General features: G+C 68.1%; 16 protein-coding genes. 2 read left to right on the plus strand and 14 right to left on the minus strand.

From position 1 onward, the window contains the following. Positions 1-317 precede the first annotated feature (317 nt). Positions 318-1,157 carry an IclR family transcriptional regulator gene (locus AC1DXJ_RS17940; protein WP_477637586.1) on the plus strand — a complete coding sequence of 280 codons (840 nt, stop codon included), beginning with the start codon at positions 318-320 and terminating at the stop codon, positions 1,155-1,157. A gap of 137 nt (positions 1,158-1,294) precedes the next feature. Here AC1DXJ_RS17940 and AC1DXJ_RS17945 read toward each other — a convergent pair whose 3' ends face one another. From AC1DXJ_RS17945 to AC1DXJ_RS18000, 12 genes are all read right to left on the minus strand, one after another. Then, entirely contained in the window at positions 1,295-2,131 is an 837-nt protein-coding gene (locus tag AC1DXJ_RS17945; protein WP_477637587.1) for an amidohydrolase family protein, read from the minus strand. 122 nt (positions 2,132-2,253) lie between these two features. Continuing rightward, positions 2,254-3,912, minus strand: a complete 1,659-nt coding sequence (locus AC1DXJ_RS17950; RefSeq protein WP_477637588.1) for an ATP-binding cassette domain-containing protein — start codon at positions 3,910-3,912, stop codon at positions 2,254-2,256. Then, entirely contained in the window at positions 3,909-4,769 is an 861-nt protein-coding gene (locus tag AC1DXJ_RS17955) for an ABC transporter permease (RefSeq protein ID WP_477637589.1), read from the minus strand. The genes AC1DXJ_RS17950 and AC1DXJ_RS17955 overlap by 4 nt, the downstream gene beginning before the upstream one ends. Continuing rightward, complete coding sequence (locus AC1DXJ_RS17960; protein ID WP_477637590.1) at positions 4,766-5,848, minus strand: ABC transporter permease; 1,083 nt, start codon at positions 5,846-5,848, stop codon at positions 4,766-4,768. Before AC1DXJ_RS17960 ends, AC1DXJ_RS17955 begins: the two co-directional genes overlap by 4 nt. A 2-nt stretch (positions 5,849-5,850) precedes the next feature. Beyond that, on the minus strand, positions 5,851-7,332 hold the full coding sequence (locus tag AC1DXJ_RS17965) for an ABC transporter substrate-binding protein (protein WP_477637591.1): 1,482 nt from the start codon (positions 7,330-7,332) through the stop codon (positions 5,851-5,853). 516 nt (positions 7,333-7,848) lie between these two features. Then, a complete protein-coding gene (rbsD, locus tag AC1DXJ_RS17970; RefSeq protein WP_477637592.1) occupies positions 7,849-8,346 on the minus strand; it encodes a D-ribose pyranase in 498 nt (165 codons plus the stop codon). Further along, positions 8,343-9,305 carry a ribokinase gene (locus AC1DXJ_RS17975; RefSeq protein ID WP_477637593.1) on the minus strand — a complete coding sequence of 321 codons (963 nt, stop codon included), beginning with the start codon at positions 9,303-9,305 and terminating at the stop codon, positions 8,343-8,345. The genes rbsD and AC1DXJ_RS17975 overlap by 4 nt, the downstream gene beginning before the upstream one ends. Then, positions 9,295-9,993 carry a deoxyribose-phosphate aldolase gene (deoC, locus tag AC1DXJ_RS17980; protein ID WP_477637594.1) on the minus strand — a complete coding sequence of 233 codons (699 nt, stop codon included), beginning with the start codon at positions 9,991-9,993 and terminating at the stop codon, positions 9,295-9,297. Before deoC ends, AC1DXJ_RS17975 begins: the two co-directional genes overlap by 11 nt. Positions 9,994-10,073: 80 nt before the next feature. Then, positions 10,074-11,210 carry a mandelate racemase/muconate lactonizing enzyme family protein gene (locus AC1DXJ_RS17985; protein ID WP_477637595.1) on the minus strand — a complete coding sequence of 379 codons (1,137 nt, stop codon included), beginning with the start codon at positions 11,208-11,210 and terminating at the stop codon, positions 10,074-10,076. A 5-nt stretch (positions 11,211-11,215) separates the two neighbouring features. Continuing rightward, positions 11,216-12,160 (minus strand): carbohydrate ABC transporter permease, encoded by a 945-nt coding sequence (locus AC1DXJ_RS17990; protein ID WP_477624463.1) that lies wholly within the window; start codon positions 12,158-12,160, stop codon positions 11,216-11,218. 10 nt (positions 12,161-12,170) lie between these two features. Further along, entirely contained in the window at positions 12,171-13,082 is a 912-nt protein-coding gene (locus AC1DXJ_RS17995) for a carbohydrate ABC transporter permease (protein WP_477624464.1), read from the minus strand. Between the two features lie 4 nt (positions 13,083-13,086). Then, positions 13,087-14,487 (minus strand): ABC transporter substrate-binding protein, encoded by a 1,401-nt coding sequence (locus AC1DXJ_RS18000; protein ID WP_477637596.1) that lies wholly within the window; start codon positions 14,485-14,487, stop codon positions 13,087-13,089. Positions 14,488-14,632: 145 nt separating this feature from the next. On the opposite strand from AC1DXJ_RS18000, the gene AC1DXJ_RS18005 reads away from it, so the two are divergent. Then, positions 14,633-15,394, plus strand: coding sequence for a FadR/GntR family transcriptional regulator (locus AC1DXJ_RS18005; protein WP_477637597.1), 762 nt, complete (start codon positions 14,633-14,635; stop codon positions 15,392-15,394). Between the two features lie 5 nt (positions 15,395-15,399). Here the strand turns inward: AC1DXJ_RS18005 and AC1DXJ_RS18010 are convergent, their stop codons facing one another. Further along, positions 15,400-16,377, minus strand: coding sequence for an aldo/keto reductase (locus AC1DXJ_RS18010; protein ID WP_477614022.1), 978 nt, complete (start codon positions 16,375-16,377; stop codon positions 15,400-15,402). Beyond that, positions 16,374-17,216, minus strand: a complete 843-nt coding sequence (locus AC1DXJ_RS18015; protein WP_477637598.1) for an amidohydrolase family protein — start codon at positions 17,214-17,216, stop codon at positions 16,374-16,376. The genes AC1DXJ_RS18010 and AC1DXJ_RS18015 overlap by 4 nt, the downstream gene beginning before the upstream one ends. Between the last annotated feature and the right edge of the window lie 11 nt (positions 17,217-17,227).

Below are 17,227 nucleotides of genomic sequence, written 5' to 3' on the forward strand. Positions count from 1 at the left end.
AACCGTGGCGTCAAGGGTTTCCAGGGATGTCCCGCGATTTCGGCGGTGGCACCTCTCGACACCACGGCGTTCTGGGCAAGGTGCGGTCCTCTGCACATGACCACGGCGGATAACGAAGATCTCTGGCACGATCTGCGGAGAGGTCGTGCCGCCCGAGGGGGTTCTGCAAGGGCGCCTGTATCGGTCATAGTGAGACTCCCGCGTGTTCCGCTCAACGGACCTTTGGGGTTCATCGACTGGTGACCGCCCGACGACGCCCGCTGACCGCCCCCACCCAGCACCACGAACGCCGACCACCAGAGCTCAGAGGAGATGTTGTGCCACGCAAGGAACCGGGATCGGTAACTCCCACATCAGCCCAGGCCGGCCGCACCCTCGAGGGTCTGGAGCGCGCCCTTGACGTGCTCATGCTGTTCTCGAGCACCGGCGTCTCCAGCCTCGGCGTGTCCGAGATCTCGCGGCAGTTGGACGTCCCGAAGGCCGTCGTGCACCGGATCGTCACGACCCTGTGCGGTCGCAGCTTCCTGGAGCTCGACCCCGACACCCGCCGTTACCGGCTCGGGTCGTCGTGGCTGGTGCTCGGCAACGCCTACCGGCAGCGACTGGACCTGCGCGACCTGGCCAAGGACAGCCTCCGCCGGCTGAGCGACCTCACCCACGAGACCACGACGCTGTCCATCCGGCAGGGAAACCACCGCATCTACGTCGACCAGGTCACTCCTCCGCGAGACGTCATCATGTCCGTCCAGATCGGCACGAGCTTCCCGCTCCACGCCGGCGGTTCCAGCAAGGCGTTCCTCGCGTTCCTCACGCCCGAGGAGCAGCAGGACTACTTCGACAGCGTGTCGTTGGAGCAGGTGACCGCCCAGACGAAGGTCAAGCGCGAGGAGCTGCTGGCCGAGCTCGCGTTCATCCGTGTGCGCGGCTACGCGAGCTCGTTCGGGGAGCGGCAACAGGGCGCCGGCGCCGTGGCGGCGCCGCTGCTGGACTTCGACGGCAAGCCCGTGGCCGTGATGAGCGTGTGCGGACCGGCGGATCGGATCGAGTTCCGTGTCGAGGAGCTCTCCAAGGCCCTGCTCGCCGAGACCCGAAGCCTGTCCGAGCGCCTGGGGTACCGGGACCAGCAGCCCCAGGACGCCGACGAGCAAGCCGTCTAGACGGGATCGCCCGGCCGGGACCTGGTCCCGGCCGGGCGATGACGTCCTTGCGCAGGGGCCTGGGGGAGGCCCGCGCAGGGTCGGGTGAGGGCTCTGTCAGTTGTAGGGCGCGGCGAACCGCGTCGGCGCCCCGCGGCTCACAGACCCAGGAGCTTCTCGGCGTTGCCGCCCAGCACGCGTGCCGCGACCTCGCTCGACAGGCCGAGCTCGGCCACCTCCTTGAGCGCCACTTCGAGTGACCGCGCGTTGGGACCGTTGGTGCCCCAGAGGACGCGCTCGCTGAGGTCGATCGAGCCTTCCTGGCTCTTCAGCCGGTCGACGACCAGCTCGGGCCAGGTGCTCGCCGGCATGTCGGCGATCAGGTAGAGGTTCGCGTAGTTGTCGCAGAGCCGGACGAACTCCCGCTCGTAGGGGGGGCCGATGTGCAGCGAGAGCAGGTTGAGCTCGGGGAAGTCGTAGAGGATGTCGTCTGCAGCCCAGGGGCTACCCACGGAGCGGCGGTTGCCTCGATGCCCGCCCAGGCCCAGCTGGATCGCGACCGGGACCCCGAGTTCGGCAGCCTTGGAGTAGATCGGGTAGTACATGCGGTCGTTCACGTCCACGCCGAACCAGTGCGGGTAGATGTGGACTCCCTTGAACCCAAGGGTCCGCACGGCATAGTCGATGTAGCGAATCGTCTCCGTGCCACCGAACGGGTGCACGCCCACCCAGCCGAAGAAGCGGTCCGGGTGCTTCGCGACCTGCTCCTGGACCATGTCCGCGGTCACCTCGTCGAGGAGTCTGCCACGCCCTCCACGACCCAGGCCCAGACCAGCGACGTTGGCGACGATGCCCGTCCTGTCCACCCCGGCCGCGTCCATGCGACGCACGTATGCGTCGGCATCCAGCGGAAGGGAGTATTCGTCGGCGACGAATCCGGCGGGCTTGAGCTCGGGATGGAGCTTGTAGTTGAAGTCGAGGTCGATGACGGCCATGTGGTCCCTTTCCTGACATGCGTTGTACGAGGCACAGGGCTCGTTGGATGAGTCCGGTGGCTCATTGCGGGGCAATGCGGTTCGTTGACGGGGCAGTTCGGTGCGGGGACGGTGACGGGGCGTCAGCCAGGCACCTTCTCGGTCGACTCGAGCCTCATCTCGGAGGCCAGGAGGAGGCGGGTGTAGTCGTGCTGCGGTTCGTGCAGGACACGGTCCACGGGCCCCTCCTCGACGATCAGGCCGCCGCGCATGACGAGGACCCTGTCGGTGACCTCGCGGACCGAGTCGAGGTCGTGCGACACGAAGACGAGGGTCAGGCCGAGCTCCTCCTTCAGCCTGGCGAACAGCCGGAGGACCTCCGAGCGCGTGCTCTTGTCCAAGGACGCCGTGGGCTCGTCGAGCAGGAGCAGCTGGGGGCTCAGCATCAAGGCCCGCGCGATCGCCACCCGCTGCGCTTGGCCGCCGCTGAGGGTGTCAGGGCGCCTCGTCAGGATTGCCGGCGGGAGCGACACTCGGGCCAAGTGCCCGACGAGCTCGTCGTCGCTCGGCGTCGGCTGCCCGTGGATGCGGGCTGGTTCCCTGAGGATGCGACTGATGGTCCACCGAGGGTCGAGTTGCTCCCTCGGCTCCTGGAACACGGTCCCGAGACGTTGGCGCACCTGGCGTCGGTCGGCTGCCGAAAGCTGCGCGAGGTCCTTCCCCAGTACCGACACCGACCCTTGGTCGGGCGCCTCGAGGCCGAGGGCCAGGCGCAGCAGCGTCGACTTCCCGGACCCGGACTCCCCGACGATCCCGACCGACTCCTGGGGTCTGACACCGAGGCTCGCCGACTCCAGAGCCTGAATGCGTTCCGTTCCCTTGTGGTAGGTCTTGGACGCAGACTCGAACTGCAGGTGGAAGGTCGGCTCGGGCGCCTCCGCGGACGCGTGCCCCTCGTCGGTGGCGGACCCCTCGACGCTGGGTTCCTTCGTCACCATGACCGCGCGGACCAGGTGCTGGGTGTAGGCATCCTGCGGGTCGTGGAGCACCGCGTCAGTGGGCCCGGACTCCACCAGCACCCCGCCCTTCATGACGGCGACGCGATCGCAGTACCGGTCGACGATTCCGAGGTCGTGGGTGATCAGGAGCACCGACACTCCCTCGGCCCGCACCCGGTCGAAGAGCACGTCGAGGATCTGTTTCTGGACCGTGACGTCACTGGCAGTCGTCGGTTCGTCCGCGACCAGCAGCTTCGGCTCGAGGGCCATGGTCAGCGCGATGGTTGCGCGCTGGGCCATTCCACCGCTCAGCTCGTGCGGATAGCTTTTGAGGACCCGAGACACGTGGGCGATCCCACACTGTTTGAGGTGCTTCTCCGCCTCGGCCAGCGCGGCGGTCTTCGAGAGCGAGCGCTGCCTGCGCAGGAGCAGCTCGAACTGGCGTGCCAGTGTCAGCGTCGGGTGGAGGGCACCACGCAGGTCTTGGGGAACGAAGGCGATACCGGCCCCTCGCACGGGACGCAGGGCTGCGCGGGAGGTGCCCCTCAGCTCGGTCCCGGCATACCGGATCTGCCCTGACCGGACCCGCAGGCTCGACGGCAGCACGCCGACGACCGTCTTGGCCGTGACCGACTTGCCCGACCCGGTCTCCCCGACGAGGCCCAGGATCTCGCCCTGGCCCACGGTGAAGCTCACGTCGCGCAGGATTGGTACGGCGTCGTGGTGGCGCTTGACCGCGTCGACGCTGAGGCCGTCCACGGCCAGAACGTCGACACCGCGGGCCGCCCCCTCCCAGCTGCTCATGCGTCCGCCAGCCGTCGCACGCCGGACGCGAAGAGGTTGGCCGCCACGATCGTGAGGAAGACGGCCAGCGCGGGGATCGTCGCGACCCACCAGGCGCCGGCCTGGAGGGGAGCAAGCCCCTCGCGGACCATGGAGCCCCACGACGCGTCCGGGGGCTGCATCCCGAACCCGAGGAACGTCAGGGCCGCGATCACCGACAGGGACGCCCCGATGATCAACGAGGTTTGCGCCACAAGGGTGGACAGGAGGTTCGGCACCACGTGCCGGGCAAACGTGCGGAAGAAGGGGGACCCCATGGCCGTGGCGGACTCGACGAAACGCTTCTGCCTGACGATCAGCGCGTCGTTGCGCACGATGCGCACCAGCTGCGGTACACCCACCAGGACGATCGCGAGGATGACGCCTCCCCGGTCGTTCTGCGAGAGGGCCACGAAGAGGATGGCGAGGATCAGCAGGGGGAACGCCTGCAGCAGGTCGAGGATGCGCATCGTGATCTCCGCGAACTTGCCCCGGGTGCTCGCCAGGAGGCCGACGGGTATGCCGATGGCCAGGCACACCAGCGTGCCCCAGAGGGTGAGGGGCACGTCAGTCCGGCCGCCTGCCAGGACGCGCGAAGCGATGTCGCGACCCAGTGCGTCGGTGCCCAGGAGGTGACCGTCGCCGGGAGGCAGGAGCGCCCGCGACGGATCGGCCAGGTTGGGCGGATGCGGGGTCGGGAGCCACAGCACCATCACGAGGATGGTCGCCAGCATGAGGGCGCCACCGATGAAGGCCTCCTTGCCCGAGAGCAGGCGCAGGGAGCGGTTGACGATCGACGGGGCCGTACCCTCGAGCGTCGGAGCCTGGGTCGTCGTCATGAGAGCGCCTTCCCGCCCAGCTCGACGCGAGGATCGAGCGCGGCGACGACGATGTCTAGGACGACGTAGAGGACCAGAGCCGCCAAGGTGGTGACGAGCACGAACCCCTGGATCGCGGGGATGTCCATCTGCGCCATGACCGAGACCCCCCACTTGCCGATCCCGTTCCAGCTGAAGATGGTCTCCACGATGGCCGAACCGCCCACCAGCGCCGCCATGGCGGCCACGAAGTAGGTCAGGATGGAGCCGCGGATGTCCCGGAGGACGAAGCGCAGTATCCGCCAGTTGCTGTGACCGTTGGCGCGCGCGAACTCGACGTAGGGCGCCTGCCACGCCCGTAGGAGCATCGAGTGGGCCACTCGGCCGAAGAGCGGCGAGATGCCGAGGCCCAGGGTGAGGACGGGCAGCATCAGGTGGTGGACCACATCACGGGTGAGGGGCCAGTCCCGGGCGAGGAGGGAGTCCACCAGGAGGAAGCCGGTGGTGTCCGGGGGGAGCGACACCCCGAGTGGGGCCCTTCCCACCGGTGGCGGGGCCACGTGCATCCTGACGAAGAGGACGTAGATGAGGACCACCGCGATCAGGAACTCCGGAACGGCCTGCAGCACCGTGATCGAACCGGCTGCGGGTCGCCGCACGAGGCGCGGGCCCCTGATCGACACGATAGCCAGGCCGACCCCGATCACCACCGCCAGGACCAGGGCCGGGATCACCAGCTCCAGCGTGTTGGGCAGGTGCCGCAGGATCGCGGAGCTGACCTTCTCGTTCTGGTAGAAGGTCACGCCCAGGTCGCCTCGCGCCAGCTCCCCGAGGTAGCTGCCGAACTTCTCGAGGAGCGGGCGGTCCCACCCCAGCTCGGTGTTGATGGCCTGGACCTGTTCCGGCGTCGCGTTGTCACCGAGGATCTGGTAGCCCGGGTTCGAGGGGACGATGTTGACGATGAGAAAGGCAGCCAGCACCAGGATGAAGGTCCCGAGCGGCACGAAGAGCAGGCGCCGCAACGCGTAGCCGACAAGTCGGCGTCGACGGCTCGGCGGGGCCACGGCCGGCTCCACTGCGCTGCTGCTCTCCGTGGTCACGCCTACTTCCCGTGCATCAGGTGCGGATAGACGGTCTGGCCCCCATTTACGAAGGTACCGCCGACCCCGTCCTTGAGCGCCCATTGGTTCGGGACGTCCACGAGCGGGATCACGGGGATCTCCTCGTTGGCGATGGCCAGCATCTCGTTTAGCAGCTTCGCGCGCTGCTCGCCGGATGCAGCGATGGCTTCCTTGTTGAGGCGAATCAGCTCGGCGTTGCGGAACCCGGGAGAGATGAGGCTCTCCTTGCCTGCCCACCGCAGGCCGATCAGGTACTGAAGGTCTGGGAGGACCGGACCCTGCGTGCCAACCGACGCCTCGTAGGCGCGGTCGGCGCTGCCCTTGCTGTACTCAGCGGGCGTGGCCACCGGGTTGATCTTCATGGTGATCCCGATCTTCGCCAGCTGCTGCTGGAGGAGCTGCGCGACCGCCGACTGCTCCGCGGCGTAGAGGCTCTGCGCGCTGTAGCTCAGCGTGAACGAGAACCCGTTGGGGTACCCCGCCTCGGCGAGCTTGGCCTTCGCGGCGTCAGGGTCGAAGATGAAGGCCCCGGATGCCTCGGTCGCGCCGGAGAGGGCACGAGTGGCGACCCCCGTGGACGGCGAACCGAAGCCTGCGTAGGCCCCTTGGTTCAGGACCTTGCGGTCGATGGCCATTGACACGGCCCTGCGCACGTCCGGCTTCGCGAACGGACCCGAGCGGAGGTCGAGGTTGATCTGGGTCATCAGCATCGTGGGAGAGGTGTCCAGGTTGATCCCTGACACCTTCTTCAGCGACGGCAGGGAGGCGAACGGCACCGGCATACCGAAGTCGAGCTGGCCGGTCTGGATCAGCGACACCAGCGTGCTGGCATCGGAGACCGAGCGGTTCACCACCCGCTTGTAGTAGAGCTTGGACGCGTCCCAGTAGGCGGGGTTCGCCTTGTAGGAGATCTCGGTCTCAGGGACGAACTTCTCCAGCGTGTAGGGGCCGTAGCTCGGGAGGTTGGTCCGCATCCACTCGGCGGCCCAAGGGTCGTCCTTCGTGGCGTGCTCCAGCGCGACGACGCTGTCGATGACCCCGAACTCGAAGAGGGCCGCAGCACCGAGGAGGGACTCGTTGCCGGTGACCGAGTTCAGCCTGACCGTGGAGTCGTCGACCACCGTGACCGGCTCCTTGGGGTCGCCACCGACGGCGTTCCAGACGGTCTTGGAGATGTTGTTGAGCTCGATCGACCTCTCGATCGACCACTTCACGTCTTCGGCCTTCAGGGGGTTGCCTGCCGGGCTCGTCGTCTTGCGGAGCTTGAACGTGAAGCTCCCGTTGCTCTCGCGCTTCCAGCTCTCGGCCAGGTCAGGGGACACGTCGCTCACTCCCGCGTACTTCTCCCCCTTGCCAGGGGAGAAGAGCACCAGCTGGGACAGGACGGGCGAGAACGCGAAGTGGTGGAGGTTGGCGCGGTCCGCAGGGTCGATGCCTGCGGGGACCGACTCGAAACTCCCCACCAGCGTCCGGCCCGACGTGCCCTTACCGGCGTTTGCTCCACCGGTCGACGCGCATCCGGCGAGGGAAAGGGAAAGGACAAGCGGCAAGAGCAATAACCATGTGGGACGAATTCTCGGGATCCTCAACGACTTGATCTCCTGCTTCTTGGGGCCAGAACTGGTCTTCCGGCGAGCGGAACGGCGTTTCGCTGAAAAGTACTCGGAGGGCGAATGTCCGTCAAGGGTTGACCGGCCAGTGGTCAATCTACGGAGACGCTGCCCGACGGCGTCTCAGCGGTGCGGAGGGTGCGAGATGTGTTGCACGAGATGTGGCACGACACGGCCCGAGGGCATCCTGACCTGCGCGTTCGTCTACGTCTGAAAATCGGAAGGTCGGCGGTTCGACCCCGCCCCTGGCCACCACCCGAGACCGCCGGTCATCACCTCGATGACCGGCGGTCTCGACTTCACGTGAAGCCGATCGCCAGGGCCGGCCCCCCAGCTGGCGGCGACCGACGCCCACGATGTGCACGTCCCTCAGGGCAGTTCGGGAACCTGCCCGTCCCGGATCCGCCGGCGCCGCTCGACATAGGCAGGCAGGATCTCCACGTCGTCGTCTGAGAACCAGGCGAACGGGTCCGTGCTGGCGACCAGCGAGAAGTTGGCCCAGGGCTCGAACGAGCCCGACCTGATCACGAACTTGGCCCGAGGGGCGTAGTCGCTGCACAGCTGCTCGTGGCTGGCCTGGCTGAACGTGGCCCCCGAACCCGTGAAGATCGTCTGCACCTCGCGGTACAGGGTCGGATGGTGGGACTTGAGCTCTGGCGCGAACACTGCCTCTTCGACGAAGACCTGGTCGAGGACCACCCGCAGCACGTCGCGCACGTCGACCAGCCCCGGACGCAGGCCGAGGTCGATCCGGTGGGCGTCCGCCGGGATCGGGAACCCGGCGTCGGTGACCAGGATCGTGTCGGTGTGGCCGAGCGTCGCGAACGCCTTCGCCAGCTCCGGGTGGAGGAGCGCGCCGCCCTTCATCGCCGGACTCCGGCGGCGGCGAGGAACTCGTCGACCGTGGACCGGTCACGGTAGGACGGCACGGTCTCCCAGCCCTCGCAGCACAGTGCCGCGACGGCGTTGGCGAAGCGGACCGCCTCGACGAGGTCGCGGCCCTCGGCCAGCGCGACTGCGAGACCCGCGTTGAAGCTGTCGCCTGCCCCGTTGGAGTCGACCACGTCCACCTTGTGGGGTTCGAGGTGGACCTCGTCGTCGGACGTGAAGAGGTCGACACCGTGCTCGCCCCTCGTGATCACCACGGCGCCCGCTCCCATCGCCAGCAGGCGATCCGCGATGAGCCGGTTGTCCTCGGTGCTGTCGGGACCGAGGCCGACAAGCACGCGCGCCTCGGTCTCGTTGGGGGTGATGACATCCACACCCGTGAGTCCTTCGGCAGGCAGCACGGCGGCCAGCGGCACCGCAGGAGCGGGGTTCAGGACGGTCTGGCGACCGGCCCGCTTGGCCGCTGCGAGACCGGCAAGGGCAGTGGCGAGCGGGATCTCGAGCTGGGCTACGGCAACGAGCGCCTCCTCCAGCGAAGCGGCAGCGGCAGCCACGTCGTCGGTCGAGAAGACCGCGTTGGCGCCGGGGTCCACGACGATGATGTTGTGTCCGGCCTCGTCCTTGATGATCAGGCCGACACCAGTGGGCTGCTCACGCGTCACCCTGACATGGGTGGTCGTGACACCCTCGTCGGCGAGCAGGTCCAGGAACTCGCGACCAAAGGGGTCGTCGCCGACGACGCCGATGAAGTCGACGGCCGCACCGAGTCGCGCGGCCTGCACGGCCATGTCAGATCCCTTGCCACCAAAGGTCTGTCGGTAGTCCCTGCCTACGAGGGTCTCACCGGTGGTGGGGATCCGGTCGGCCGTGATGACGATCGCCTTGGCGTAGCTCCCGATGACGGCCACCCGCGGGGCGGTGGAAGCCTCAGTAGGCATCGGCGTCACCGACCAGCCCGTCCACGATCTGCGGCGCCGAGCTGGTGCCGACGAGCTCGGCCCCCGCCTCGAACATCGCCTGCATCTTCTCCAGCGAGTTGACCTTGCCGGAAACCTTGACGCGGCAAGGCGGTTCGATGTTTGCCTTGAGCAGGGCCACGTCCTCCACGGTGGCGGCACAGCCGCCCACACCCCATCCGCTGGACTGCTTGACCCAGTCGATGCCGGCCTCGTAGGCAATCCGCGTGGCCAGGACCTTCTGCGCCTCGTCGAGGTAGCCGAACTCGAGCATCGCCTTGACCTTCATGCCCTCGTCGTGCGCGGCCTTGACGATCTCGTTCATGTCGCGCGTGTACTCCGCGACCTGGCCGCCCAGCAGGTAGCCCGGGTGGGGCGGGAAGTCGAACTCGTCCGCGCCCTCCCTGGCCAGCTCCCGCAAGGCGGCGAGCCGCATACCCAGGGTGTCGTTGGCCATCGGGAAGTTGAGGGTGGAAGCCACCTTCACCTCGGAGCCGGCCAGCACCTCCTTGCCGAGGGAGACCCACACCGGCGCGATCATGGCGGCGTCGAAGCCGTACTCCAGTGCCGTCCGCAGGTGCTCCAGGACTCCGTCGCGCGTGAGGTCGGGGTTCACGTTGGTGTACTGGATGGCCTTGGCGACGGCCTTGGAGTCGGCGAAGTCGATCATGAGTGGTCCTTCTTCTCTGGTGGATGGGGTTACAGGGTCTGTGGTGGATCGAGTCACGCGGTTCGCGCTGGTGAACCGCGTCACGTGGGCTGGGTCAAGCGAAGGCCGGCCCGGCTGGAGCGGACGTGGGGACCACTGGCCGACGACCACGCGGCGCCCGCCAGTCCCCCGATGGCGGACTCGTCGACCACGACCCCGCTGCCCGGCTTGTCACCCAGGACCAGGCCGCCGTCGGCGACCGTGTGGTCGACAGTGATGCCGACCGGCTCCTCGAGGTTCTGCACCTCGATCGCAATGACGTTGGGCAGCGATGTCGCAGCGGCCGCCAGCGGATTCGTGTGGTAGCCCACCGGACTGACCGGGAGGTCGTAGGCATGGGCGAGCGCGGCCACGCGCAAGAAGTGGGTGATGCCCCAGACGCTCCCGGCCTGCACGACGTCGACCCCTTGGGCGCTGAGCAGGGGTCGGAACTGCTCGAGTCCAGTGAGGTTCTCGCCCGTCGCGACCGCGGCCTTGATGCCGAGACGGACGAGGTGGTGACCCGCGGCGTCCCAGCGCCGCACGGGCTCCTCGACCCAGGTGAGGTCGACGTGCTCCTCGAGCATGCCCACGTGCCGGATCGCCTCCTTCGGCTGCCAGACCTCGTTGGCGTCGAGCATGAGCGCGGGCGACGCGTTGCCCCGCGACAAGATCTCACGCACCAGTCGCAGGCGGACGAGGTCGCGGGCCGGGTCGAGTCCACCCTTGACCTTCGCCGCCGTGAAGCCTCGGGCGGCGAACGACTCGTAGACCTCGACGAGCTCGTCCTCGGTCAGGCCCGCGTCAAGCCCGGAGGCGTATCCGGGAACGAACCGGTCCCGGCCTCCGAGCAGGCGCCACAACGGCTCCCCGGCGAACTTGGCCTTGAGGTCCCACAACGCCATGTCGAGCGCACCGACAGCCCCGAAGGTCGCGCCCTGGTGCCCTGCCTTGAACACCTGCCGGAGCATCCGGTCATAGAGGGCGACGACCGCGCGCGGGTCCTCGCCCTCGACGGCCGCGAACACACGGTCGACGTCGCGGTGCGACCCGAGCCCGACGCCCTCGACCCCCTCGTCTGTCTCAACGACCAGGATGGGCACCTCGGTCACCGCATCGGGGATGAACCCGTTGGCGTCGCCGACCGAGCGCCCCCACCGGTGGTGGGTCATGAGGCTGCGGTATCCGGTGATCTTCATCGACGTCAGCCCTTCGTCGCGCCGGCAGTCAGGCCGGTGACGAGGAACCGCTGCGCGATCAGGAAGACCACGAGCACAGGCGCGACCGACACGAGGGTGGCCAGGACGAGCTCCGGCGGGCTCACGGCGGCGTTGGCACCCACCACAGGGTTGAAGTTGGGCGTCGAGGCGAGCATCTGCGTCAGGCCCACCTGCATGGGGTAGGCCTCACTGCCGGGCAGCATCACATAGGGCAGGAAGAAGTTGTTCCAGTTCTGGACGAAGCTGAAGAAGCCCACGAGGGCCACCACGGGGGTGGAGAGGGGAAGCACGATCGAGGTGAAGGTCCGCAGCTCACCGCAGCCGTCGATCTTGGCCGCCTCCAGCAGCTCGCTGGGCATGGCCGTCGAGAAGTAGATGTAAGCCAGGTAGACACCGAACGGAAAGAACGAGTACGGCAGCACGACCGACAGGGGGGTGTTCACGAGGCTGAGGTAGTTGATCTCCAGGAAGATGGGCAGCACGAGCGAGGTCGCGGGCATGAGCATCACGACGAGGGTCGCGACCAGCAGGAGCCGCCGACCGCGAAAGCGCATCTTGGCCAGGGCGTACCCCGCGGGGAGGCTCACGACCAGGGTGAGGACCAACGCCAGCCCGGCATAGAGCACCGAGTTGGTCATCCAGGTGCTGATGGCTCCGTCCTGGAACGACATCAAGGCGTTCCAGTTGTCGCGCAACGCGGTCAGGCTCCCCAGGCTGAAGGGTGCGTCGTTCACCAGCTCGCGCGAGTCCTTGGTGGCCGCGAGGAAGAGCCAGATGACGGGTACGAGGAAGAACAGGGCGAACACGCCGAGCACGATGGCCATCAGCGTCCGCCCGGCGAACGTGCCAGAGGTGGGTGAGCCGCTTCCCCGCTGGTATGCCGGCCTGCTGGCTCGTTGCCGCGTGTCGGGTCTCGTGGTGGTTGTCATGACGTCTCTCTCAGTCCGTCTCGAAGAGTCGGCCGCGGGCGACGAACAGGCCCGCTGCGAGTGCCGCGACGACGAGCAACATGATCGATATGGCCGCTGATCCGTTGAAGTCGTTCTGACCGAAGGCATAGATGTAGGCGAGCTGGTTGACGCTGTAGTCGTTGGGAACCACGCCGAAGCTGGCCTGGGAGACGAGCTGGGGTTCCACGAACAGCTGCGTGCCTGCTGCCAGGGACAGGATCAGCATGTAGACGACCGACTTGCGGATCATCGGCAGCTCGATCTGCAACGCGCTGCGGACAGGACCGCACCCGTCGACCTTGGCGGCCTCGATGACCTCGGTGGGGATGGTGTTCAACGCGCCGTAGAGCACCAGGATCCAGCCGCCGGCGCCCGTCCAGAAGGCGATGAGGGCGAAGATCACAGGCAGGTGTCCCGGAGCGACGACCTGCTGGAACGTGTCGGAACCCGTCGCCTTGAGGACCCAGGCCACCGGACTCACCGTGGGGTCCAGCAGGAAGAGCCACAGGAGCACGCTCGAGGCGCCGGCCAGGGCGCCGGGGATGTAGTAGGCGAACCGGACGAAGGTCTTGGTCCGACGCCGTGCCACCCGGTTCATGACCAGGGTCAGGGTGACGACGAGGACGGAGAGGAGCAGGAGCCAGATCGCGACGAAGGCTGCCACGTGGCCCACGGCCGGCAGGAACCTGAAGTCCGTGGCGGCCTTCGTGAAGTTGGACAGACCCGCGAAACCCCCCGATCCGGAGGTGAATGCGAGGTAGAGCGAGTACAGCACCGGGATGACCCCGAAGAACAGGAAGAGGATGGCGAACGGCGCCACGAAGACGTACCCGGCCTTGCCGTGCCCCCGGGAGCCGGCGGCGGGCCGACTCCCGGGGATCGTTGCAGTGGGGATTGCCATGACGTCAGCTGGTCTTGACCTGGTAGCCGAGGATCTTGGCTTCGTTCTCGATCTGCTTCTGCCATGCGGGGAGCAGCGACTCGATGGTCTCGCCCTTGGTCATGCCCGCTTGGACGACCTTGGCCCAGATCGCTTCCTGGCTGAAGGACGGCGAGCCCCAGCCCGACCAGACCTGCCCGGCTGCCTGCTGGAGCGCGGGAGCGATGTCACCGGCGTAGTAGCCGCTCTTCTGCGTCTCGGCGAGCCACGCCGCTGCCGCCTGGCTGTATGCCGGGTAGGTCGGCACGAGCGTGCCTCCCACGGCGGACTGGCTCGTGACCCAGGATGCGAAGTCGGCGGCCGCCTTGAGGTTCTTGCTGTGCGCCGAGACCCACCATGCACCACCGCCGACGTTGCCCGTCGACGCCGTGCCGGCATCCCATGCCAGCGGAGGAGCAACTGCGAGCTCGCCCTTCGGGGTCTTGAGCGTGCCTTGGAAGACAGCGCCGCCGTACCACGACGGCCCAGGCAGCAGGAGCACCTTGTCAGCCTTGGTCTTGGCGAACTCGGGACCGAACAACGACAGGGTCGACATCGACTTGTTGGCGATCAGGCCGTCGAGGAGCTTGGCCGCCTTGACGCAGTTGGCGTCGCTCGTGTTGACCGTGAGCTTGGTGGGCCCGTCGACCTTGTTGGCCGGGCACTGCGCAGCCCACATGTAGATCTCCGGGGTCCAGGCGTCGCCGGCGGTGCCGACGAGGTATCCCGGGTGCTCAGCGGCCACCTTGTTCCCGAGCTGCTCATACTCCGCCCACGTCTTCGGGACGGTGTACCCCCACTTGTCCATCAGCTTCTTGTTGTACCAGAGCACATTCTGGGCGAGGTCGTTGCGGAGGCAGTAGGCCACCCCGTCGAGCGTGCACACGTCGAGAGCGCCTTTGGAGAACCCATCGAGCGTCGCCGCGGGCACGAGTCCCTTGTTGACGGGGGCGAGGTCGCCGGTGCCAGTCAGTGAACCCCAGGCAGCCGAGCTGTTGTCCGTCGTGAAGGCGACGTCCGGCCAGCCGGAGCCGGCACGGTCGAACAGCTGCGTCTTGGTCTTGAAGGAGTTCGACCCGTTCGCGTTGCCGTCGTAGGCGACGACCTTGACCTTCACGTCCGGGTGGGCAGCAACGTACGCGTCGGCGACGGGCTGTCGGGTGGAGTCCACCCACACCGTGATCTCGGTCTTCGCGTCCTGGGCCGCGGTCTTGAAGCCGAAGGGGCTCCCGGTGTCCGCGTTGTTCTTGGCGGCGCCAACGCTCTGTCCACCGGCGCAGGCGGCCAGGGCAAGCGCGCAGGCAAGCGCAGTTGCCGCGACCACGGCCCGCGGCGCGCGAGTGGCCGCCGCGCCTCCGGCGGAGGTGTTCCGCATTCCGATACCCATGAGATGACTCCTTCGTCGATCAAGGTCCTGAGCGGCCAGGTGCCGCGGTGCTGACTCCTAAGATATAATACATATGATGATCAGGCAATAGGAGGATCGCCGCTACGATCCGCCCAAGGACACGTGCACCGAAGAAGGAGTCAGCATGACGACCGAGGACGGCAGATGGACCGCTCCGGCTCCTGCCCAGCGCTCCAGCCTGGGGACGGCGGTGATCGCGACCCTGGTGGACCAGATCGTGAGCGGTGCACTGCCCGTCGGCACGATCCTGCCCTCCGAGGCCGAGCTCGGGGAACAGCTCGGCGTCTCCCGGACCGTGATCCGCGAGTCCGTGAAGACCTTGCAGTCCAAGGGCCTGTTGTCGAGCCGTCAGGGGGTGGGCACCGTCGTGCGCGCCATGGACGCGTGGGACCTCATCGACGAGGTCGTCCTGAGCGCGATGGTCAAGCACGACGAGTCGCTGGGCATCCTCGACGACCTCGTGTCGGTCCGTGCCGCGCTGGAGATGGCGATGGCGGAGGAGGCCTGCCGCGGTCAGCAGGCCGCAGACCTGGACCCGCTCAGGCTGGCCTATTCCGAGATGACGGACAGCTCCGAGGATGCCGCAGCCTTCGCTCGCGCCGACGTGAGCTTCCACGATGCGGTGATGGTGCTGTCCGGAAACCGGTTGGGGCGGGCCATCGTGACCAGCATCCACGACCAAGCCCGAACCACCGGTCGCTACCACGGCTCGGCGACACGGTCCAACATCGACATCACGCTCGCGGAGCACCGGGCAATCCTCGACGCCGTGGAGCACCGCGACGGCGCCCGCGCGGGACAGGCGATGCGCGCGCACATCCTCGGGTCCTGGGAGCGACGCCGTCCCACTGCGGCGGACGCGCGGGGCACGACCTCGGCCGGCTGACGCCGTCAGAGAAGGCCTTCGACGACCGAGTCGGCGTCCTCCCAGAACGCCTCCGGCACCGGCTCCAGCAGCCACCGGGCCGCAGAGTCGACGTGCTCGCGCTTGCCGAGCCCGGCAACGACGCTCGCGACGGCGGCGTGCCTGAGCGGGAACTGCAGGGCGACCTGGGGCAGGGTGCAGCCGTATTCCCCCGCGAGGGCGGCGAGGTCACGGGCTGCCCTGAGCAGCCGTGCGTCAGGGGTGTCGTAGTTGAAGTGCGAGTCCGCCTGCGGATCGGCCCGCGCCAGGAGGCCTGAGTTGAAGGGAGCGGCCGCCACGACGCTGACCCCTCGCGAGAGGCAGGCGTCGAGCAGCGGCGCACCGCTGCGGTCGAGCAGGGTCCACCGACCCGCGAGCATCACGACGTCGAGGTCGCACTCCTGCACGAACCGCAGCGGTTCCTGCCACTGGTTCATGCCCACGCCGATCGCCTTCACGATGCCCTCGTCGCGCATCCGCGCCAGCTCCGGCAGCGCTCCGTCGAGCACCTGCTGGACGAAGTCGTCCGGGTCGTGCACGAACGCGACATCGACCTGGTCGATGCCCAGACGCTCCAGGCTCTCCTCGAGACTTCGGCGCACGCCGGGACCTGAGTAGTCCAGTTCGCGACGCAGGTCGTCCCTGACGTCGAACTGCTGGGCCAGGTCAGAGCCGGTGGCGTCCTCGTTCGGGACCAGCAGGCGTCCGACCTTCGTGGACACGACGTACTCGGCCCGCGGCCGACCGGCCAAGGCCCCTCCCAGCCGGCGCTCGGACAGCCCGAGGCCGTAGTGGGGCGCCGTGTCGAAGTACCGAATCCCTTGGTCCCACGCGTGATCCACCGCTGCGCGGGCCTGGTCGTCCGAAACCGCACGGTAGAGGTTCCCGAGGTTGGCTCCTCCGAAGCCGAGCGCGCTCACCCCGACCTCGGTCGAACCCAGCCGGCGGCTCACGAGGTCGGTCACGAGAGGCCGTACCAGGTCGTCGCGGTGCCCCCGAGGACGGCGCGCTGCTCGGCAGGCGAGAGCTGGGCCACGAGCTGTTCGTTCACCCTCCACACCGTCGCATAGTCGTCGCGAACGAGGCAGACCGGCCAGTCCGAACCCGCCATCATGCGGTCCGGCCCGAAGACGGAGAGGGCGTGGGCGGCATACGGGCTGAGGTCTCCGACCGACCAGGTCGGGGACGCCTCCGTGACCATCCCGGAGAGCTTGCAGGCGACGTTCTCCGAGGCCGCGAGGTCGGCGAGGTGGGTGGCCCACGGCTCGAGGTCACCCGCTGCGATCGAAGGCTTGCCGATGTGGCTCAGGACGAACCTGACGTCCGGTGCCCGGCGGGCAGCCCCGATCGCCGAGGGGAGCTGACGTTCCCTGACGAGGAGGTCGAAGGCGAGCCCCGCTCGGCCCACGGCCGTGAGCCCACGCCGGACGTCGATACGGTCCAACCACTGCGGGTCGGGCTCCCCCTGGAGCTGGTGGCGCAGGCCCACCAGCCGGTCACCACCTGGCAGGGACCGCAGCTCGGCGATCCGGTCGGACACATCGGGCGACGTCAGGTCGACCCACCCCACCACCCCGCGGATGCTTGGGCTTCCGACCGCCCGGGCCAGCAGCTCGGGAGTCTCCGCCGCGACATTGATCGTCTCGACGAGGACGGCCGCGCTGACGTGGGCAGCAGCCAGCTGGGGCTCGAGGTCAGCGATCGTGAACGTCCGGTCGATCGCAGGAAAGGCCGTCGTCCATGCCTGGGGCCTGACCGCCAGGTCCCAGAGGTGCACGTGCGCGTCGATGCGGTCGTCAACCACGGTCCCGTGCC

The organism is Pedococcus sp. P2_D9 (genome assembly GCF_056404275.1).